The sequence below is a fragment of the Paraburkholderia silvatlantica genome, from assembly GCF_003096715.1.
Classification (GTDB): Bacteria; Pseudomonadota; Gammaproteobacteria; order Burkholderiales; family Burkholderiaceae; genus Paraburkholderia; species Paraburkholderia silvatlantica.
In genome coordinates this window covers 89,767-107,407 of record NZ_QEOL01000030.1, presented here as the reverse complement: position 1 = coordinate 107,407, position 17,641 = coordinate 89,767, and the positions used below count along the sequence as shown (strand labels likewise).

Sequence of the window (17,641 nt, the reverse complement as noted above, 5' to 3'; positions counted from 1 at the left end):
TTTCCTCCATCGAGGCTTATTCGACGCCTGCCGACACGCGCGGAGGCACCGTCACATTCCTGTGGCCGATGGCAGGCATCGAATAACCCTTAACGATTTGCGCCGACCGCGTCGGGCGGTCATCGGCCAGTTGCAGTCGTCCATAATTTCGCTTCGACGGACACTCATGCGTCTCTTTCGCGCAAGTTTCAGACTTTCAATGGCGTACGTTGACACTCGGTAAAAATCAACGAGGCTTATAAGAGAATTTCTGGCCGCCCACGCTTGCCTCGTACATCAGCCCACCCTTGGCCACTGTAAATACGGCCACGCCTTTTCGATACCCGCCGGCAGTCTTCGCGTCTTTCTTGCCAGCGCTGACGTTAGCCGACGTGCCCGTCGTGCCTGCCTGTGCGCCCGCAGCCGCAGTGATCGCGATCGCATTGGCATCTGCGCCGAATTCGAAGTTGCCATTGGTGAATTCTTTGAGTGCTCGCTCATCTTCGAACAAGATGAGTTCACTGTACACCTGGCCGCCAAGTTGCAAACCCACAGTGACCTGAGTCATCGATGCATCGCCGATATGTTTCCCTTGCTCGTAGACGCGGCCCTTGCCGTGGGCTCCGCCTATACCGACCCCTCCCTTGCCAATCTTCGGAAACAACGCGTAGCCATAGGCACTATGCAGAAGACTGCCGCTTTCCCCCGCGTTCTTGAACAGGCTGAGCGCGTCCGCATATTCGTCGGCCCAAGCGGCAGAAATAGGCAACATCAGCAGGATCAAGAGCGTCGATATCAGACGTTTGAGCATGATATGTTTCTCCACGGATTGATCGCACGAATGGCCAACATGGCGTCATGGACTAGTGCGTCCGGTATTGACGAAGTCTTGGCGTAAGCACGCTGCGTGCAAATGCCTTCCTGCAATACGGATCGTGGTGAACTCGCAACAGCGGGTCAATAAGACTTAGGTCTTACTTTACGCGATGTCCCGTGTCGCGAAGTTAACATAGGATAACTTCGCATCCGCAGGACGCGAAGCCGACAATGTCGACGTGCCCGGCCAGCAGCGTCTGGCGGAACTCATCTAGCTCAATTACACGGCGCTCAATGGGTGAACACATCAGCCTGCGCCTTGTCTCTTTACGAGGAGAATGTAGATGCTAACCATCAGCGTCCATAGCGGAAACAGCATCACAATCCACAACCAGCCCCAGATGACGAGTAGAAGCGCCAGGCTGCCCGCATATCCGATGAACGCAATCCAGCGTGGGAGGATTGCTGTGCGCAAGGCAATGGCGCAGCCTGCACCCATGAAGACACCCGCCATCTTGACGGCGAATATGTTCATAAACGCATATGCGACTTCCCGCGCGAAAAAGTAAACTTCGCCGCTGGTCCGAACGGCCGATAGCGAGCTGATGGAACTTACAATTGCTCCGGAAACAGCAGCCGAGGCGAACAGGCATGCTACGAAAAGTAGTCCGCTCCCCAACATCAACGTTCCGGAGAAACGGTCTTCCAGCGCGCCGATCCTGTCGCGCAGCACGCCGAGTAGCCAAAGGAACGCTATGCCCGCAAAGGGTATGAGGTGCAGGGCAAGCGAGATGGCACGGCCAAAACCGTACTCCAGGGGCCCCTTTTCTGCCGTGAGATCCGGGACCGCAAGGCACATGATCACGAGACTGGTGATCAGCAACAGCGAAAAGACGAGCCCGGCGACCGCCGCTGCCGGTGGTACGGCAGGTGGTTGGGCTGCTGTAACGAGGCGCTTCATTGCTGACTGGCCCTCATCAACGTGGCCACACTTTGAAAAGTGACGTTGAGGGAGCAAACAACGCACTGCAAATGCCACTACTTACACGTGCGCATACACGTCGTGCGCGACGGCTACGAGACTCAAAGAGTAGTGCTGGAATGATCGCGAGAATTGACGCACTTCAATAGCCAAACTGGGCAGCTCATATTCTACGATCAGGGTGCGGGTGGAAACACGCTTTTAGGTTACGGGTACGGATCACCGGGCGCGGGGGCGATGCTGGTTGGCTGGCCCCCATCTGACAATCGGGCGCTTCCTCGTGAGCGGACCGACCGATTGCCCCAAATGAGGCGATCGCGACGGCGATCGTGCGCTTCGTGGCCAGGAACTCGATCTGTCAATGCGATTTGCTTGACACGTTCGGTGCAACACGCATGGTTCGGCCCCCAATCAACTAAACTGGGTTGTACATTTCGCGGATTGCTATGTGCGCGTTGCGAACAGCCTGTTTGCCTCTGGCAACAGGAGAAGCGCGATCGTCCCGCGAGCACCTCGACCGGGATTCCGCAAAGAGGTTTCCTCATGCACCGCATCGTGATGCAGACACTGGCTGTTGCCTTCGTCGGCTGCGTGCTGGCAGGTTGTCTCGCGATCCATTCGACGGCTTCCGTACCGGGATATCGAAATCGCGCTGTGCCGTACACCGAGGGTGGCATCGAAGTGTCGACCGCTGCGCTGTCGCCGGAGGAGAGCGCAGCGGTGTACGGCGTACCGCTTGCCGGCAGGAAGATTCAGCCCGTCTGGATCGAAGTCCGGAATCGCGAGGATCGCAGTTACTTTCTCCTGTCACCCGGCCTCGATCCGGACTTCTTTCCCGCGTCGGAGGCGGCCGAGGCGTTTTCCGGCACGGCTTCACACGAACAGCGGGCCGACCTCGACCGCCGCTTCCGTGATCTTGCTTTCCATAACCCTATCCGTCCCGGAGAAACTGTCTCCGGGTTTGTGCTGACCAATCTCAACGAAGGGGCGAAACTCGTACAGATTGACCTCGTCGCAAAGGAGCGCGCCCGGACATTTTCGATTTTCGTGGCCGTGCCGGGATTCGAGGGTGACTACACGCGCAGCGAGGTATTCAAACGCATCGCCAATCCGCAAGAGCCCCCCGTGAACTACACGGATGACGCGAGCTTCCGCGCAGCGCTCGAAGCCCTGCCGTGCTGCGCGACAAACGAAGACGGCTCGAAGGAGGGCGACCCGCTCAATCTCGTGATCGTCGGCAGCCGAGACGACGCCCTTCCCGCGCTCGTGCGGCGGGGCTGGAGCCTCACGGAGCAGAAGTGGTCGGGCGCGATCCGGCGGATGATTGGCGCTGCGCTGTCCGGTGAACCCTATGTCAACGCCCCTGTGAGCGACCTTTATCTGTTCGGACGCGCGCAGGACCTGGCGCTGCAAAAGGCGCGGAGCGACATCCACCAGCGCAACCATATGCGCCTGTGGCTCAGCAATATGCGCTACCACGACAAACTCGTGTGGGTAGGACAGGTCAGCCGTGATATCGGCATCCGTCTGACCTGGCACTCTTCAACGTTCACCACACACAAGATCGACCCGGACGTGGATGAGGCACGCACCGCGCTGACCGAGGACATGGCGTATTCGCAGAATCTCATGAAAATCGGTCTCGTGGCAGGGGTGGGTGCCGCGCAGGAAAGCGCGCATCGCACAAATCTGACGACCGATCCGTATTACACCGATGGCAATCGTGTCCTGCTGGTATTCGACCGCACGCCGAGGCCGCTATCGGAGATCGAAATCTTCCCGTGGATCACTCCGTACAAGGTCATGCACATGACGCCCGGAGCGAAGCCATGAGCACTGCACACACCCTGCATCGTGCACGGCTCCACGCGGGATGTGCACTATACCTTACGTTTGCGCTGGCCGGTTGTGTGACGTGGCATGCTCCGCCTGAGGCCGACGACGGACCGCTGCGTGAGCGCGAGGTCAGTGCTACCGGTTGGGGCGTGCGCGTAAGCGCAACTGTGCTCGGCAGTGAAGACAGCATTCGGATGTATGGCGTCGACGTCAACAGCAAGGGTGTCCAGCCGCTGTGGCTCGAAGTGCGGAACGGGACATCGCAGGCGCTGTGGCTGTTGCGCTCGGGCACCGATCCAGAGTACTTCTCACCTCATGAAGTCGCATGGTCCATGCATACGTTGTTCGGCGGTACAACAAATGCGCGCATGGACGACTATTTCCGCGACCTCGGATTCAGCAATCCGATTCCACCGGGTGCCATACGATCGGGCATTCTTTTCACCAACCCCGAACAGGGCATCAAGCTCGTCAATGTCGATCTGTTAGGAAACCAGACGTTGATTCCGTTCTCGCTCTTTCTGCGCGTGCCCGGCGGCACGATAGATCCAGAACTCGCGCAGATACCCTTTCCGTTCCCCGAATCTTCGATCACGGACTACCAGGACCTCGCGTCGCTGCGCGCCGCGCTTGAGCGACTGCCATGCTGCGCCACCGACGCGAGCGGGACGATTCAGGCCGATCCCCTGAACGCCGTTGGCATCGGCCAGCTCACCGACATCGGGGCCGCGCTGGTGCGGCGCGATTACAGGCGTGACGCGCGCGAGTCCGATCTCGCGCAGCGGGTCTTTGGACGCGAGCCGGACTTCGTCATGCGCAAGCAGGCGCAAGGTAGCGCGCCTGCGACCTGGATACGGGGATGGCTTGTCCCGATCCGCTTTCATGGGCAACTCATCTATGTCGCGCAAGTTGGCCGCCCAGTCGGCGGGCGTTTTGCGCCACGCGGCGAAACGCGCCTCACCCTGCATGAGAACGTAGACGAGGCACGCAACCTCCTGATCCAGGACCTCATGTACTCGGGCGGGCTTGACAGGCTCGGATACGTGAACGGTGTTGGCGTGGCATTGCCGACCCGTCCCCGTACGACGCTCGATGGCGCGACCTACTACACGGACGGATTGCGTGCAGTCGTGTTCTTCGCGACCCGGCCGCGCAGCCTCTCGGACGTGGACTTCCTCGACTGGGTGCCCTATCTGGAGGAGCGCGATACCCGTCAGCCTGGGGGAACCGGCGATGCACGTCAGTGATCCGAACCGGAAACCATCGCACGTGTCATCAGGACGGCAGGTTGCCGCCCTCAGTGCGTGGCGCCGGAACTGCAGCGTAGTGGCGACGATGATCTTGAGTGTCCTGTTCGGCGCGTGCGCTTCGAGGCCGCTTATCCCGTACTCGGCCGATACGCCGCCGATGGTTCTCATGCCCGCATCCCAGGCCGGGATCGTGGACAAGCGGGGGCGATTCCGGGAAATCTATTGTGCAGTGCTTGCAGCGCGCGCACCGGGGCTGCCTGACTACCGGCCCTGTGAGGACGCATTGACCCGCGTGGGCACCGAGCCCGCCGGCACGGGCGAGCCCGTCGATCTGGGTCAATCGCGACGGCACCTCATCGCGACAGTCGTGCCGGGCATTGGCTACGACTGCTTCAAGCCCTGGCTGAATCCGCCCGATACCGTCGTCACGCACCTGCGCCAGTTCGGCTTCGATGCAGCGCTAATCGACGTCGATGCGCTGTCGAGCTCCACCAACAACGCACGCCAGATTCGCGATGCGATCATGGCCATGCCTGCACCCGCTGGCGCGCCGCACATCGTGCTGGTCGGCTATTCAAAGGGTGCTCCAGACATGCTCGAAGCGCTGGTCAACTATCCGGAGATCCGGAGCCGCGTGGCGGCAGTGGTGAGTGCCGCCGGCGCGATTGGCGGGTCGCCGCTCGCCAACGACGCCGAGCAGTATCAGGCCGACCTGCTGCGATATGTGCCGGGCGCGACCTGCACATCGGGCGACGGCGGCGCCGTGCAAAGCCTGAGACCGGCGACCCGCAAGGCGTGGCTCGCCGACCACCTGTTTCCGGGCGAACTGCATTACTATTCGATCGTGACATTCCCGCAGCAGGAGCGCATCTCGTCTATCCTGAAGTCGAGCTACAACAAGCTCTCGCGCGTCGATTCGCGCAACGACAGTCAGGTCATCTTCTACGATCAGGTTATGCCCGGCAGCAAGCTTCTTGCGTACGTCAATGCGGATCACTGGGCACTTGCGGTACCCATTGCCCGAACGCATCCGATGATCGGTGCGCTCTTCGTGACACAGAACGCCTACCCGCGTGAGGCCCTGGTGGAGGCCATCCTCCGGTTCGTAGAGGAGGATCTCGAAAAGCCGAACCGCTAATGCCATGCGCACGGACACGTCCATTCATCCCCGAACGCGCCAACGTCGGAGGGTGCCGGCCTGAAAGCAGCAACGCCTCGTCAGTGGTGTCGTGGCGTTCGGCGGCGGCATGAATGGCTCGGTTCAGCTGTCGCGTGCTCAACTGATCGAGCGGATCGAGCCCGGGAAACAGCCACCCGCCATCGAGCAACCTGCCCTGCGCGCGCCACCACGCACGCAGACGCTCGAGCAGCACCGGCGAGAGCATCGCATAGCGGTCACGGCGGCCCTTGCCCTGCTCGATACGCAGTGTCATGCGTTCGCTGTCGACGTCGGTGGCCTTCAGCGCTACCACTTCGCTGGCGCGTAGCCCCGCGCCGTACGCGACCGACAGCGCCGTCTGATGCTTCAGGTTGGCGGCCGCCTCAATGAGGCGCCGCACTTCATCGGGGCTGAGCACGATGGGCAATACGCGGGGTACGCGCACCGGTTGCATCCTGACCATCAGCTCGGGCCCGTCAAGCGTGACCGTGAAGAAGAACTTCAAGCCGGTGATCGCGTGGTTCAGCGACACGGCCGATGTGCCGTGGTCGGCCAGATAGAGCTGGTAGCGCCGCAGATCCTCGACGGTGGCCGGGTCCGGTGAGCGTCCGAGAAACCGCGCGAACTCACTTACGATGTGCAGATAGATGGCCTGCGTCTTGGGAGCAAGCTGGCGCAGGCGCATGTCGTCGATCATGCGCTGGCGTAATGAGCTGGCGTTTGCCGGTAAGGAGGACATGATTCGGCTCCTGTTGAGGAACGAGGCGGATTGCCTCATTCGCCAACATAAAGCCGCGCGACCGGCCTCTCCCTGACCTCCAGTGTCAGACCGTCGCCCCTACCGCGCGAGCGGTTTAGTCCGTCGGACATGAAGCGTCGTTCGGCACGGTCGCCATATGGACATTCGAGCGGCTGCTCGCTCGTGAGCAGCCGCCTTACCACCACTGACTCGCTAGGCTGTCCAGTAGGTCAGTGTGTAGTAGTGCTTGCCGGCCTCACGTCGTATTAGCAATTGGCCCCTGAGCCCCGATAGCTCACCGGTTCCGGAGCCGGGCACTATGCCGATGCGCAACGCCTCGCACCCCGCATCCATTTCGCCGAGGTGGGCTAGTGCGAATCCACCATATCTACCGTCCAACGCACCTTCAAACGATTCAAGCTCGACGTAAGTTGCCTCGCCCTGTTGTGGCTGCCCCTCTGTTAGCATTTGCCCGAGTGCCCGACCCTTCAACCCACCACGGTATGCTTTTTCGATAACGTGGCGTCCTATGACCGAGGCATTGGCCGGAACGGCGATCATATCGGGGGGCGCGATTTTCACGTCATATTCGCCGACGGCGACAAATGACTTTTTGTCTGAAGGAGCAACGTTCATGGGATCTCTCACAAGGGATTTGCGGCGATAGCCGAGACTACTCTCACGCCGCAAACTAAAATTGCAGATATTGCTTCATCATCGACTAGGGTGTTAGGCACTTCGTGTAGAACCTGGTATCCTGGTCGAATGACAAAGGAAAAGCGCAAACCCTATCCGAGCGATGTGTGCGACGAGGAGTGGAGCTTCGCAGCCCCGTATATGACGCTGATGGACGTTGACGCGCCGCAGCGCAAATATGAGTTGCGCGAAATGTTTAACGCATTGCGCTGGATGGCGCGAGCGGGCGCACCGTGGCGCATGCTGCCCAACAACTTCCCGTCGTGGGAGTTGGTGTATCAGCAGACGCAACGGTGGCTGGCGGCGGGCTGTTTCGAAAGCATGGTCAGCGATCTGCGCTCGGTCATCCGGGTCGCACAGGGACGTCAGGGGCAGCCCAGTGCGGTGATCCTTGACGGGCGCACATTGCAGTCCACCTGCGAAAGCGGTCCACGTGCGGGCTATGACGGCTACAAGCGCAAGCGTGGCAGCAAAGTTCATATGGCGGTCGACACGCTGGGCCAGTTGCTGGCCGTACACGTGACACCGGCCAACGAGCAGGAGCGCGCGCAGGTGGCCGAACTGGCACGTCAGGTCCAGCAGGCTACGGGAGAAACGGTGAAAGTGGCGTTTGCGGATCAGGGCTATACGGGTGAGGAGCCCGCGAAGGCTGCACGTGATGAAGGCATTGAGTTGCAGGTGATCAAACTGCAGGAAGCAAAAAAGGGCTTCGTTCTGCTGCCACGGCGATGGGTAGTTGAACGCAGCTTTGGATGGCTTAACCGCTTTCGACGCCTCACGCGCGACTACGAACGATTGCCCGAAACGCTTGCTGATTTTCATTTCGTTGTCTTCGCCATGCTCATGCATGGTCCATGCAGTTCCAGTACTTCAAGGTTCCTAACACGCTACAAGGGCTTCCCCGTTGAGCACAAGCTCAATCGAGGTTCGCTGTTGATACATGCTGCAATGCCGCGCCGGTGCGTGTGAGAAGGTGAAGGACTGCGGTTCTACAACCGGTCATGTTGGGCCAATGGCCCGGACCCTGATGAAAGACGCGCGCAGGGGCCTCATTCTCTAGCCGGGAATGGATATCCCCGCCGTGTTAGCCAGGTACGCCCCGCGCGGGTCCAACCCGCTTCACATCACCGCTGGCAGTGCAAAGTGATCGTTTCTATGTGCTCATGATGCCCGTGCTCAGGTCCAGGCGTCGCTTGACCGACAGCTCTAGTCGAACTCACTCTGCCGAAGGTTCGAGCCTGAAGTCCTCGCCATATTTCAACGAGGCCCACGCCAATCTCGCGTTCTTTGCGGCAATCGCGATGGCGGCCCGCCAGTAGCCCCGGCGCTCGACCAGGGTTCGGACCCATCGGCTGAAGCGATCCTGTTTCTCGCCGAGGCTAGCTATAACGGCGCGGGCACCGTTGACCAGCAGGCCCCGTAGATAGGCGTCGCCGGCCTTCGTGATACTGCCCAGCCGCGCCTTACCGCCACTGCTGTATTGACCGGGCGTGAGTCCGATCCATGCGGCTACCTGTCGGCCGTTTCTGAAGTCGTGCCCGGCACCGATACTGGCGAGCAATGCACTGGCCGTGGTTGGGCCGATGCCGCGCAACTGCATCAGCCTCTTGCTGCGCGCATCCTCACGCGCGATCTCGATGATCGCACGGTCGTATTCGAGCAGGCGATCCTCGATATGGCCGGCATGCTCAAGCAGGTCGCTGATGCTGCGCTTCGCCCAGCCTGGTAAGGTATCCAGATGTTCAGTGATGTGCCTGCGCAACATCTCCGGGCTCTGTGGCAGCACTACACCGAATTCCGAGAGCAGGCCTCGCAACCGGTTGTAGGTCGCAGTCCTCTCTTCGACGAAACCCTGTCGTGTCCGATGCAGGCAAAGCGTCGCCTGCTGATGTTCGTCCCTTCAGCGGGACAAAACGCATGCTCGGTCGCATTACCGCTTCGCAGATTGCGGCGGCATCCGCCGCGTCATTCTTGCCGCGCTTGCCCGACATGCGATAAGGCGCGACAAGATTGGGCGCCATGAGTTTGACTGTACGGCCGTGCTGCTGAAACACACGGGCCCAGTGATGAGCGCCGGAGCACGCTTCCATCCCGATGAGGCACGCTGGCAACTGCGAGATCAACGCCACCAGTTGATCTCGCGGCACACGCGGCTTGATCAGCATCGCTTTGCCGGTCTCGTCCACACCGTGAACGGCGAATACATTCTTGGCAAAATCGATTCCGATAGTGACAATAGGCATGGATTTCCCCTCTCGCTGGTGTCGATGAACGTTCGCAACTTCATCCTGGCACATTGATGCCGACTCGCGGCTTCCACCGCAGCCTCGGGACGGGGAAGTCCCTTTCATTCTCTAACCGCCTCGGCGCCGATCCCGCCGTCAAGGTCTGCCTCGTAGAGGCGGGCCCCGGCGATCGGCGTTCTGTCGTACGCCAACTGGTGAACATCCCCGCCGGCACCCTTGGTCTGATTGCAAACCCGAGGTATGACTGGATGTACTCATTTGACGCCAATGACCAGGCGGGTCACCGGGACATCTTCTGCCCCCGCGGTCGGGTGCTGGGTGGCAGTAGCGCCATCAACGGATCGATATACATTCGTGGGGCCCGAAGCGACTACGATCGCTGGGCAAGCCTCGGAAACACCGGCTGGGGGTATCGCGACGTGCTGCCGTACTTCACTCGGCATGAAAACTTCGAAGGAGACAGCTCGCCTTGGCACGGAGTAGGCGGTGAGCTGAATGTGACCCGACTGCGCAGCCCGCATCGCGTAAGCAACGCATTTGTCGCCGCCGCACTGGAAGCTGGGCACCGGTTCAATGACGACTTCAACGGCGCAACCCAGGCCGGTTTTGGCCACTATCACGTCACCCAGCGCCACGGTGAGCGCATGAGTTCATCACGCAGCTTTCTCCACCCCGTGCTGTCACGGCCGAATCTGACCATTGTCACGGACGCACTGGTCGAAAGGATTCTGTTCCAGAATCGTACCGCAACTGGCATAGAGTTCGTTCACGATCGTGTGAAACACGTATTCAACGCCCGACGCGAAATCGTGCTGAGTGCCGGCACGATAGGCTCGCCGCAGCTCCTGATGCTCTCCGGTATCGGTCCGGCACAACACCTAAGCGACCTCGGGATACGCACGGTACATGCATTACCCGGTGTCGGCTACAACCTGCATGACCACCAGGATATCCTGATGGCATTCGACAGCCCACGCAGCGATCTGTTTGGCCTGTCGATCCGGGCGCTACCGTGGCTCGCTGCCTCGCCCTTCAGCTATTACCTGGACAGGAAAGGGCCGTGGACCTCGAATACCGTCGAGGCAGGCGGCTTCTTCAAAAGCTCGGCTTCACAAATCGAGCCGGACCTTCAACTCATTATTCGCCCACTGCTTGGCAATCAGCCCAAATCGAGAATTCCGCGTGGCCACGGTTTTTCCGTGCATATTTCCCTGATGCGGCCTGCGAGCCGGGGCCGGCTGCTGCTGCGCAGCGCCGATCCGGCAGACAAGCCTCTCCTGCAGTCCAATTTTCTGTCGGGTGGTGATGATGCGCGGCGCCTTTCCCTGGGAATCGCTGAAGTCCGACGCATCGTCTCGATGCCAGCAATGAGCGCCTTTCGCGGCGATGAAATCGAGCCCGGAAAGCACCGTCAATCGGAAGACGCCTTGAGCGACTACGTTCACTCCCACGTGGCCACAACATTCCATCCTGTCGGCACCTGTAAAATGGGAACCGATGCAATGGCAGTCGTGAACCCTGATCTTCGGGTGTGCGGAATTGACGGTCTTCGCGTCGCCGACGCCTCCATCATGCCCGCCATTACGAGCGGCAATACCAACGCACCATCCATCATGATTGGCGAAAAATGCGCGGCATTAATACTGGGTTGAACAGCGAAACGACATCAGCACACAGACGGGTGTGGTAATGCGTTCGACAGAAGATTTATGTAAAACTCAATAACACGGAGTCGATGGAATGACAATCGACGTATTGCGTATATCGAGCGATAAAAAGAACTGGATATCGATATCATTTACGCTTTCTGCACGACCACGCTGCATGGTCAAAGGGTATTTCAAGGGAAACCGTCGAGCGCGCCGATATCGATCGCTGCAGCATGTGAGTGGACTACGGAGATTTGCGCCGCGCTGCTGGCGCGTCGGGGTTTCCTTGCCGGCATGTTAGCCCTCCGCCGTGAGAATGGTCAGGTCGAAGGACGGACCAACGGGTTTGAACACCTTCCTGAACGGCATCGCCTCGCCGCGTCATCAATGCTGGGTCCCCATCAGTCCCTGGACCACATTCCATAACGGAATAAATTACCCAAGGGTAGACGGCCGCTCCCTCCGACGGCGCTCAGTATAACGGCCCGAGCACCGTTTCTGCCTTTCGAGAATAGGCACGCCCGCTTTGAGGCCTTTGAGGATGGTCCATAGGCAGTATCTAGCGGGCCGAGAAGATATCGTTCGCGTTGATGATCGCGGAGGCGATATCCTCGACCGTCATGCGCTTGGCCATCGCTTGCTCGCGCATGATTCGGTACGCTTCATCCTTGCTGACGCCGCGTTGACGGCACAGGATGTCTTGCGCCTCCGCTATCTTGCGGGCACTGCCGAGCTTTTCTTCGAGACGCACGATACGCTTGCGCAGCTTCTTTCGATCGCGGCCGATCTCGCGTGCGAGAACCATAGCGCTTAGCAAGCCAAATGAATGGATGGGCGACGTGATGACCGCCTTTGCATCGATGCGCAGCATTGCCTCGATGATGGTTGGGTTTTCGTAGTTGAGAACCGCGACCGACGGTGGCGCGTAATCGTCCATGCACCATTCGTAGACGAGATTCAAGGCGTCCGGATAGAGTGCGATGAACACGACGTCGGTTCCCGCTGGCGGTGAAGGCAGCGGCGGCCAGAATGCCTGCACGTGACACCCGATGCGCTGCAACTGCTGAGCGAGCTGCTTACCGTCGCGATCATCAGGATGGAACACGCACACGCGCAGCGAGCGCAAGTCCCTCAATACATCAGAGATGGGGAAAGCCGACGCTAACCCGCATCGACCGGCCTGGTCTTCTTCATTCATTCGCACCTCCCTCTCCTCATCGAACCACCCAGTCGCCGAGCGTATGGGTAACGAGATAAGGATCCGGTCGTACGGATGCTGCCGCTTCCCATACGATGTCGAATTGCCCCTCGCGGTTCACGCGTCCGATGCGCGGATTCAGATGCGTATGATGAGTTGATCGATCGATCGTGACGCAGCCTTGCGGCGCGTCGAATTCGCTGCCGAGCAACTCGGGCATCAGTGTTTCGGTGTCGGCGGAACCGGCTACACGCATCGCCCGCGCGAACAGATGGACTTGAAAGTAGGCCGCTTCCCAGCTCGCGTTGGGCGTCGTCCCGTACCCGAACTTCTCGGTGAATCTTTCCAGGCAGGTCTGATTGGCAGGTGAGTCAATCGAGCGAAAATAAGGCGCCGCCGTGTAATGACCTTCGGCGATGTCGGTGCCCATTTGCGCCACTTCGACTTCCGAGGTGGTCAGGCTCGCGATAGGGATCGATGCCGGATCGAGGCCGGCCCGTGCGTAGGCACGATAAAAGTGCTGCGTCGAGTTGCCGACAACTGTCGAGAATACGAAATCGGGGCGGATCTTGCGAATGTCCGCGACGATCTCAGTGAAGTCATCCTCGGCTGCATCCAGACGGACGTAGCGTTCGCCAACTTTCACGCCGCCCCGGTATTGCGAGACGAGGTCCGACATGATCCGGTTCGACTCGTACGGATAAATGTAGTTGGAGCCGACCATATAGACGCGCGCTCCAAAGCGCGACGTCATGAAGTCGGCGAGCTGCACGCTGTTCTGATTGGGTGCTGCGCCGGTATAGATGACGTTTTCCGAGTACTCGAAGCCTTCGTAAAGCGTCGCGTAGAAAAGCAGTCGATTCCAGCGCTCGACGAGCGGCAACACGGCTTTTCGCGCGCTTGACATATAGCAACCGAAAATCACCTGAACATCATCGGTCAGGATAAGCCGCTCCGCACAGGTGCGATACCTGGAAGGATCGGAGGCGGGGTCGTACCGGATCGGCACGAGCTCGCGTCCCCCTATGCCGCCCGCATCGTTGATCTCCTGTATCGCGAAGAGCGTGCCATTCAGTTGCGACGATTCGATCGCCGACGTGATGCCCGTTTCGGAAAACAGTACTCCTACTCTGATCATCCCAGTATCTGTCACGGTTGTACGCGCCCTCTGTTCAGTATTTGCCTGGTTCGCATGAGCCTGAGTTGACGCCAGCAGCCGCATCGCGGAGACTCGATTGTCCCCGGCCAAAAAAAGCCGCGCATCGGCTGAACCGGCGGTAACGCGCGCCACTAGCGCGGCACAGCTTCGGGCTCATCGTGCGCCCGAGAGCACCTTGCCTATTTGCGCTGCGAGGTTTTCCGCGCCGTCCAGCACAAGGTAGCGGTTGGCACCGAAAATCGTGCGGACGTAGCGGTCCGCATCGCGATCGAAGGCGAAGCAGAATGGCACGATGCCGCGTGACGAGAGTGCGGACACGGCATGGCGGGCATCTTCGATGAGGTGGTACGAGTCGAAGACGTCGACGTCCGAAGGTTCGCCGTCCGTCACGAGGACCAGCCACTTTGCTTCACTGCACTCGTTGGCAAGCAACGTTGCCGCATGCCGCAACGCCGCACCCATGCGAGTCGAGAAGGCGCCTTCCTGCGCCCGCAGACGCTTGCGCTGCGCTTCGCCGAATGGCTCATCGAAATCCTTGATGCGCACGTAGCGAACATCATGACGACCGTTCGATGCAAATCCCTGTACCGCGATACGAGTAACCGTCGATTCGAGCGCGCACGTGACCGTTGCCGCTGCCTCCTTTTCGACATCGAGCACCGTCGTGCCGTGCTGGCCGATCCGTTCGTTCGTCGACGCGGAAAGATCGAGCAGCAGCAACACGGACATGCCCTGCGGCGTACGCCGCCTTTGTTCGAAGATTCTCCCATCGCTGGCCACGCCTGTGCGTCGAGCAATGCCGTGCTCGACGACAGCGTCGAGATCGAACTCATCGCCTTCAAATCGGCGCCGGATGCGAGCGGCCGGTTGCTGCCACCAGAATGGGGGCGGATATCGGCTTGCAGATCGATTGCGACGGGTGCCTTGGCTGTCGTGCACGGAATCGACTATCCGCTCGCGGTCGTACACGCAGGTCCAGTCATCGAGCAGAAGCCCGATGCGAGCATGCCACTCTGGATACCGGCAAGCGCGCAGCACGCCGGTTTCATCCGGCGCATCGTCCTGTGTGGCCGGGCCGTCCGTCATGTTCGAACGTGCCGTGGTATCTTCGACGGCATCGGGCACCTGTTCCATTCTCGCCCTCACGGGTTCGCTCTCGATCGCCCACAGGTAGGTGTTGTCGTCGCGGTAGCAGGGCTCGACGCGGTAGGAGGACGCGTCGAACCGCACTCGCATCTGAGCAAGATCGACGGCCAGTATGTCCGCCACCTCTTTACATGCAGCGATATCGGCGGGACGCTCGGCGAGTGCATCGAACAACTCGCGCCCCTTGCGGATCCAGTCGTTCGGATCGTCGTAGCGGGGATCGTGCAGCGCCCGCGCGAGGCGGGCCGCGAGCGAGGCGAAGGTCAGCGCCCCGTGCTCGCCCGATGCCGTATGAAACGCACCCCATAAGTCACGCAGACCCGGATATTCCCGCATCAGCAAGCGCTCGACGCGCGCGTCCTCGATGAGCGATGCAACGGCGATCCTGAGCGCGCCGCGCGAGCTGATCGGCGACGCCGGACGCGAGTAGCGCAAATGCGCGAGTGCGTGAGCAACAGAGGCTTGATAGAGCCCCACGGCGCGGCTTTCGTCGGCGGCTTTGCCGTCGTGGGCGGTGGCTGGCGCAACACGTATCATTCCTTTGCTGATCGAGGTCCGCAACAGGCTGTCGCCGTGCCGCTCCCGGTTGCGCTCGTCAGCCTCGATCGAGACCGAGACACGTATCGGCACGTAGTCGCGCGCATTGTCGAACACGTCACCGCTCCGACGTTCGAATCCCGCTGCATAGCATTCGAGCATCCGTATCGTCGCCGCCGACGATGCGCGCACCTCGTCTTGCGGTGCTTTCGCCCGTTGCTCGTCGTTTTCGCGTACCGCCCGCATTGAGTTCAAGCTCAGAACTGCGCTCGGACGAAACCGTCGAGCGCCGTTCGCACCTCGTCGTCATCGGTGAGCGGGCACGTCATCGCGAGTGCACAGGCTGCGGGCGCATCGATGCCGCTGCGAATCAACGCTGCGGCTTGCACGAGCATGCGCGTCGATATGCCCTCGACCAGCCCGCGGCCGCGAAGCTGGCGCGATTGAGCGGCAATGCGCACTAGCCTGACAGCGATATTGCGCTCGACTTCGCCTTCGTGCGCGACGATATCGGCTTCCGCCGCTTCGTCCGCATAGTGAAACTCGATCGCGCCGAAGCGCTGCCGCGTCGATGGCTTGAGGTCCTTGCCGAATGCCTGATACCCGGGGTTATACGAGACCACGAGCTGGAAGTCGGGGTGCGCGTGAATCAGTTCGCCGCGCTTGTCGAGCGGCAGGATGCGGCGGTCGTCGGTCAGAGGATGAATGACGACGAGCGCATCCGCGCGCGCCTCGACGACTTCGTCGAGATAGCAGATCGCACCATGCCGGACTGCGGCGGTGAGTGGCCCGTCGTGCCAATCTGTGCTGTCGCCGCTCAGCAGAAATCGGCCCGTCAGGTCGGATGCAGTCGTGTCCTCGTTGCAGGCCACCGTCACGAGCGGCTTGTTGAGCTTTGCTGCCATGTACTCGACGAAACGCGTCTTGCCACACCCGGTCGGCCCTTTGAGGATCATCGGCATGCGCCGCGCATAAGCTGAGGCGAATAGTTCGACCTCTTGACCTATCGGTTTGTAAAAGTGCTCCGTCCCGATTCGATATTGAGCGAGGATATCCTGCATCGGCGTCGTCCTTCGTGAATCGTTGCGCCGGGTTCCCGGCGCATGGCAGCTGGCAGCCTTAGCGGTGTGCCGGATCGGCATGGGGAATGCCCTCAATCGGGCACTCGGACGTGCCTGGCATCGCCCGCGTTAGCGCTTCGACCGCGCGGCGCGTGCCCTTCGGGTCGTTCACCCACTTGCCGTAGAACTCGAAGGGACATGCCGCGACGCCGTGGATGTCCTCGCCGGAGTTGATCTTGCCCGTGTAGCCGCGATGCAGCAGCTTGTAGAGATGGTTCTCCGATTGCATGTTCCTGCGTGCGTCGCGCAGCAGGCTCATCGAAAGCTCGGCGTACTGCAAACCCATCTCTTCGGTCCCGCATTCGCCGAGCGTGCGTCCGTCAAAGCCGACGATCGCGGAGTGGCCGAAGTACGAGTAGACCCCGTCGAAGCCGGTCGCGTTCGCTACGGCGACATAGACGTTGTTCATCCACGCCATTGTCTTTGCGACCATGACCTGCTGCTCTTTCGCCGGATACATATAGCCCTGGCAGCGGACGATCAGCTCTGCGCCACGCATGGCGCAGTCACGCCAGATTTCCGGATAGTTGCCGTCGTCGCAGATGATGAGACTGATCTTGAGCCCTTTCGGCCCTTCGGAAACGTAAGTACAGTCGCCGGGATACCAGCCTTCGATGGGGGTCCACGGCATGATCTTCCGATACTTCTGGACAATCTCGCCGCGGTTGTTCATGAGTATGAGCGTGTTGTAGGGCGCCTTGAGCGGATGCTCCTCGTGCTGCTCGCCCGTCAGCGAGAAGACGCCCCAGACGTTCGCCTTCCTGCAGGCTGCACCGAAGATCTCGGTTTCGGCACCGGGCACCGTCGACGCCGTTTCGTACATCTCCTTGGAGTCGTACATGATTCCGTGCGTCGAATATTCGGGGAAGATGACGAGGTCCATGCCTGGCAACCCCTGCTTCATGCCGACGACCATGTCCGCGATCTTGCGTGCGTTCTCAATCACCTCCGCCTTCGTATGAAGGCGTGGCATCTTGTAGTTGACGACAGCCACTCCGACGCAGTCGTTGCTGCTGGAAATATCACCATGGCGCATGCTTTTTCTCCATGCTGGATCGATAACGACAAAAAAAAACCCGAACAGACTCTCGGTCTGCTCGGGCGTTGTTGCCTTTTCGCGTTGCCGGC

Annotated in this window: 12 protein-coding genes and 2 pseudogenes; 4 read left to right on the top strand and 10 right to left on the bottom strand. The window is 60.4% G+C overall.

The features are described from left to right. Nucleotides 1–226 precede the first annotated feature (226 nt). Nucleotides 227–790: a YSC84-related protein gene (locus tag C7411_RS31545; protein ID WP_110387972.1), complete on the bottom strand. Its 564-nt coding sequence runs from the start codon at nucleotides 788–790 to the stop codon at nucleotides 227–229. A 312-nt stretch (nucleotides 791–1,102) separates the two neighbouring features. Beyond that, nucleotides 1,103–1,756, bottom strand: coding sequence for a hypothetical protein (locus C7411_RS31540; protein ID WP_110387971.1), 654 nt, complete (start codon nucleotides 1,754–1,756; stop codon nucleotides 1,103–1,105). A 564-nt stretch (nucleotides 1,757–2,320) separates the two neighbouring features. Between C7411_RS31540 and C7411_RS31535 the strand changes: the two genes are divergently transcribed. Both C7411_RS31535 and C7411_RS31530 read left to right on the top strand, forming a co-directional pair. Beyond that, a complete protein-coding gene (locus tag C7411_RS31535; protein WP_110387970.1) occupies nucleotides 2,321–3,610 on the top strand; it encodes an LssY C-terminal domain-containing protein in 1,290 nt (429 codons plus the stop codon). Continuing rightward, the gene (locus C7411_RS31530; RefSeq protein ID WP_110387969.1) at nucleotides 3,607–4,860 is read left to right on the top strand and encodes an LssY C-terminal domain-containing protein; all 1,254 of its coding nucleotides are present in this window, start codon (nucleotides 3,607–3,609) and stop codon (nucleotides 4,858–4,860) included. The genes C7411_RS31535 and C7411_RS31530 overlap by 4 nt, the downstream gene beginning before the upstream one ends. 986 nt (nucleotides 4,861–5,846) lie before the next feature. Here C7411_RS31530 and C7411_RS31520 read toward each other — a convergent pair. Together C7411_RS31520 and C7411_RS31515 are read right to left on the bottom strand one after the other, a co-directional pair. Next, nucleotides 5,847–6,761, bottom strand: a complete 915-nt coding sequence (locus tag C7411_RS31520; protein ID WP_243413414.1) for a tyrosine-type recombinase/integrase — start codon at nucleotides 6,759–6,761, stop codon at nucleotides 5,847–5,849. A gap of 213 nt (nucleotides 6,762–6,974) precedes the next feature. Continuing rightward, on the bottom strand, nucleotides 6,975–7,397 hold the full coding sequence (locus C7411_RS31515; protein ID WP_110387967.1) for a DUF3224 domain-containing protein: 423 nt from the start codon (nucleotides 7,395–7,397) through the stop codon (nucleotides 6,975–6,977). 129 nt (nucleotides 7,398–7,526) lie between these two features. On the opposite strand from C7411_RS31515, the pseudogene C7411_RS31510 reads away from it, so the two are divergent. Then, nucleotides 7,527–8,340, top strand: a pseudogene (locus C7411_RS31510) (IS5 family transposase). Nucleotides 8,341–8,673: 333 nt separating this feature from the next. Here C7411_RS31510 and C7411_RS31505 read toward each other — a convergent pair. Continuing rightward, nucleotides 8,674–9,700 (bottom strand): annotated as a pseudogene (locus C7411_RS31505) (IS110 family RNA-guided transposase). A 56-nt stretch (nucleotides 9,701–9,756) separates the two neighbouring features. Here C7411_RS31505 and C7411_RS31500 point away from each other — a divergent pair. Beyond that, entirely contained in the window at nucleotides 9,757–11,355 is a 1,599-nt protein-coding gene (locus C7411_RS31500) for a GMC family oxidoreductase (RefSeq protein ID WP_110387966.1), read from the top strand. A gap of 556 nt (nucleotides 11,356–11,911) precedes the next feature. Here C7411_RS31500 and C7411_RS31495 read toward each other — a convergent pair. From C7411_RS31495 to C7411_RS31475, 5 genes are all read right to left on the bottom strand, one after another. Continuing rightward, the gene (locus C7411_RS31495; protein ID WP_110387965.1) at nucleotides 11,912–12,550 is read right to left on the bottom strand and encodes an ANTAR domain-containing response regulator; all 639 of its coding nucleotides are present in this window, start codon (nucleotides 12,548–12,550) and stop codon (nucleotides 11,912–11,914) included. Between the two features lie 16 nt (nucleotides 12,551–12,566). Continuing rightward, on the bottom strand, nucleotides 12,567–13,688 hold the full coding sequence (locus C7411_RS31490; protein WP_110387964.1) for a transporter substrate-binding domain-containing protein: 1,122 nt from the start codon (nucleotides 13,686–13,688) through the stop codon (nucleotides 12,567–12,569). 174 nt (nucleotides 13,689–13,862) lie between these two features. Then, nucleotides 13,863–15,638, bottom strand: a complete 1,776-nt coding sequence (locus tag C7411_RS31485) for a nitric oxide reductase activation protein NorD (RefSeq protein ID WP_110387963.1) — start codon at nucleotides 15,636–15,638, stop codon at nucleotides 13,863–13,865. Between the two features lie 11 nt (nucleotides 15,639–15,649). Then, nucleotides 15,650–16,453, bottom strand: a complete 804-nt coding sequence (locus C7411_RS31480) for a CbbQ/NirQ/NorQ/GpvN family protein (RefSeq protein WP_110387962.1) — start codon at nucleotides 16,451–16,453, stop codon at nucleotides 15,650–15,652. Between the two features lie 58 nt (nucleotides 16,454–16,511). After that, on the bottom strand, nucleotides 16,512–17,549 hold the full coding sequence (locus C7411_RS31475) for an aliphatic amidase (RefSeq protein WP_110387961.1): 1,038 nt from the start codon (nucleotides 17,547–17,549) through the stop codon (nucleotides 16,512–16,514). Nucleotides 17,550–17,641: the final 92 nt, after the last annotated feature.

Bases quoted from the DNA above. Each gene is read 5' to 3' on its own strand.
- C7411_RS31545 (WP_110387972.1), bottom strand. From the start codon at position 790: ATGCTCAAACGTCTGATATCGACGCTCTTGATCCTGCTGATGTTGCCT.
- C7411_RS31540 (WP_110387971.1), bottom strand. From the start codon at position 1,756: ATGAAGCGCCTCGTTACAGCAGCCCAACCACCTGCCGTACCACCGGCA.
- C7411_RS31535 (WP_110387970.1), top strand. From the start codon at position 2,321: ATGCACCGCATCGTGATGCAGACACTGGCTGTTGCCTTCGTCGGCTGC.
- C7411_RS31530 (WP_110387969.1), top strand. From the start codon at position 3,607: ATGAGCACTGCACACACCCTGCATCGTGCACGGCTCCACGCGGGATGT.
- C7411_RS31520 (WP_243413414.1), bottom strand. From the start codon at position 6,761: ATGTCCTCCTTACCGGCAAACGCCAGCTCATTACGCCAGCGCATGATC.
- C7411_RS31515 (WP_110387967.1), bottom strand. From the start codon at position 7,397: ATGAACGTTGCTCCTTCAGACAAAAAGTCATTTGTCGCCGTCGGCGAA.
- C7411_RS31500 (WP_110387966.1), top strand. From the start codon at position 9,757: ATGCCGACTCGCGGCTTCCACCGCAGCCTCGGGACGGGGAAGTCCCTT.
- C7411_RS31495 (WP_110387965.1), bottom strand. From the start codon at position 12,550: ATGAATGAAGAAGACCAGGCCGGTCGATGCGGGTTAGCGTCGGCTTTC.
- C7411_RS31490 (WP_110387964.1), bottom strand. From the start codon at position 13,688: ATGATCAGAGTAGGAGTACTGTTTTCCGAAACGGGCATCACGTCGGCG.
- C7411_RS31485 (WP_110387963.1), bottom strand. From the start codon at position 15,638: ATGCGGGCGGTACGCGAAAACGACGAGCAACGGGCGAAAGCACCGCAA.
- C7411_RS31480 (WP_110387962.1), bottom strand. From the start codon at position 16,453: ATGCAGGATATCCTCGCTCAATATCGAATCGGGACGGAGCACTTTTAC.
- C7411_RS31475 (WP_110387961.1), bottom strand. From the start codon at position 17,549: ATGCGCCATGGTGATATTTCCAGCAGCAACGACTGCGTCGGAGTGGCT.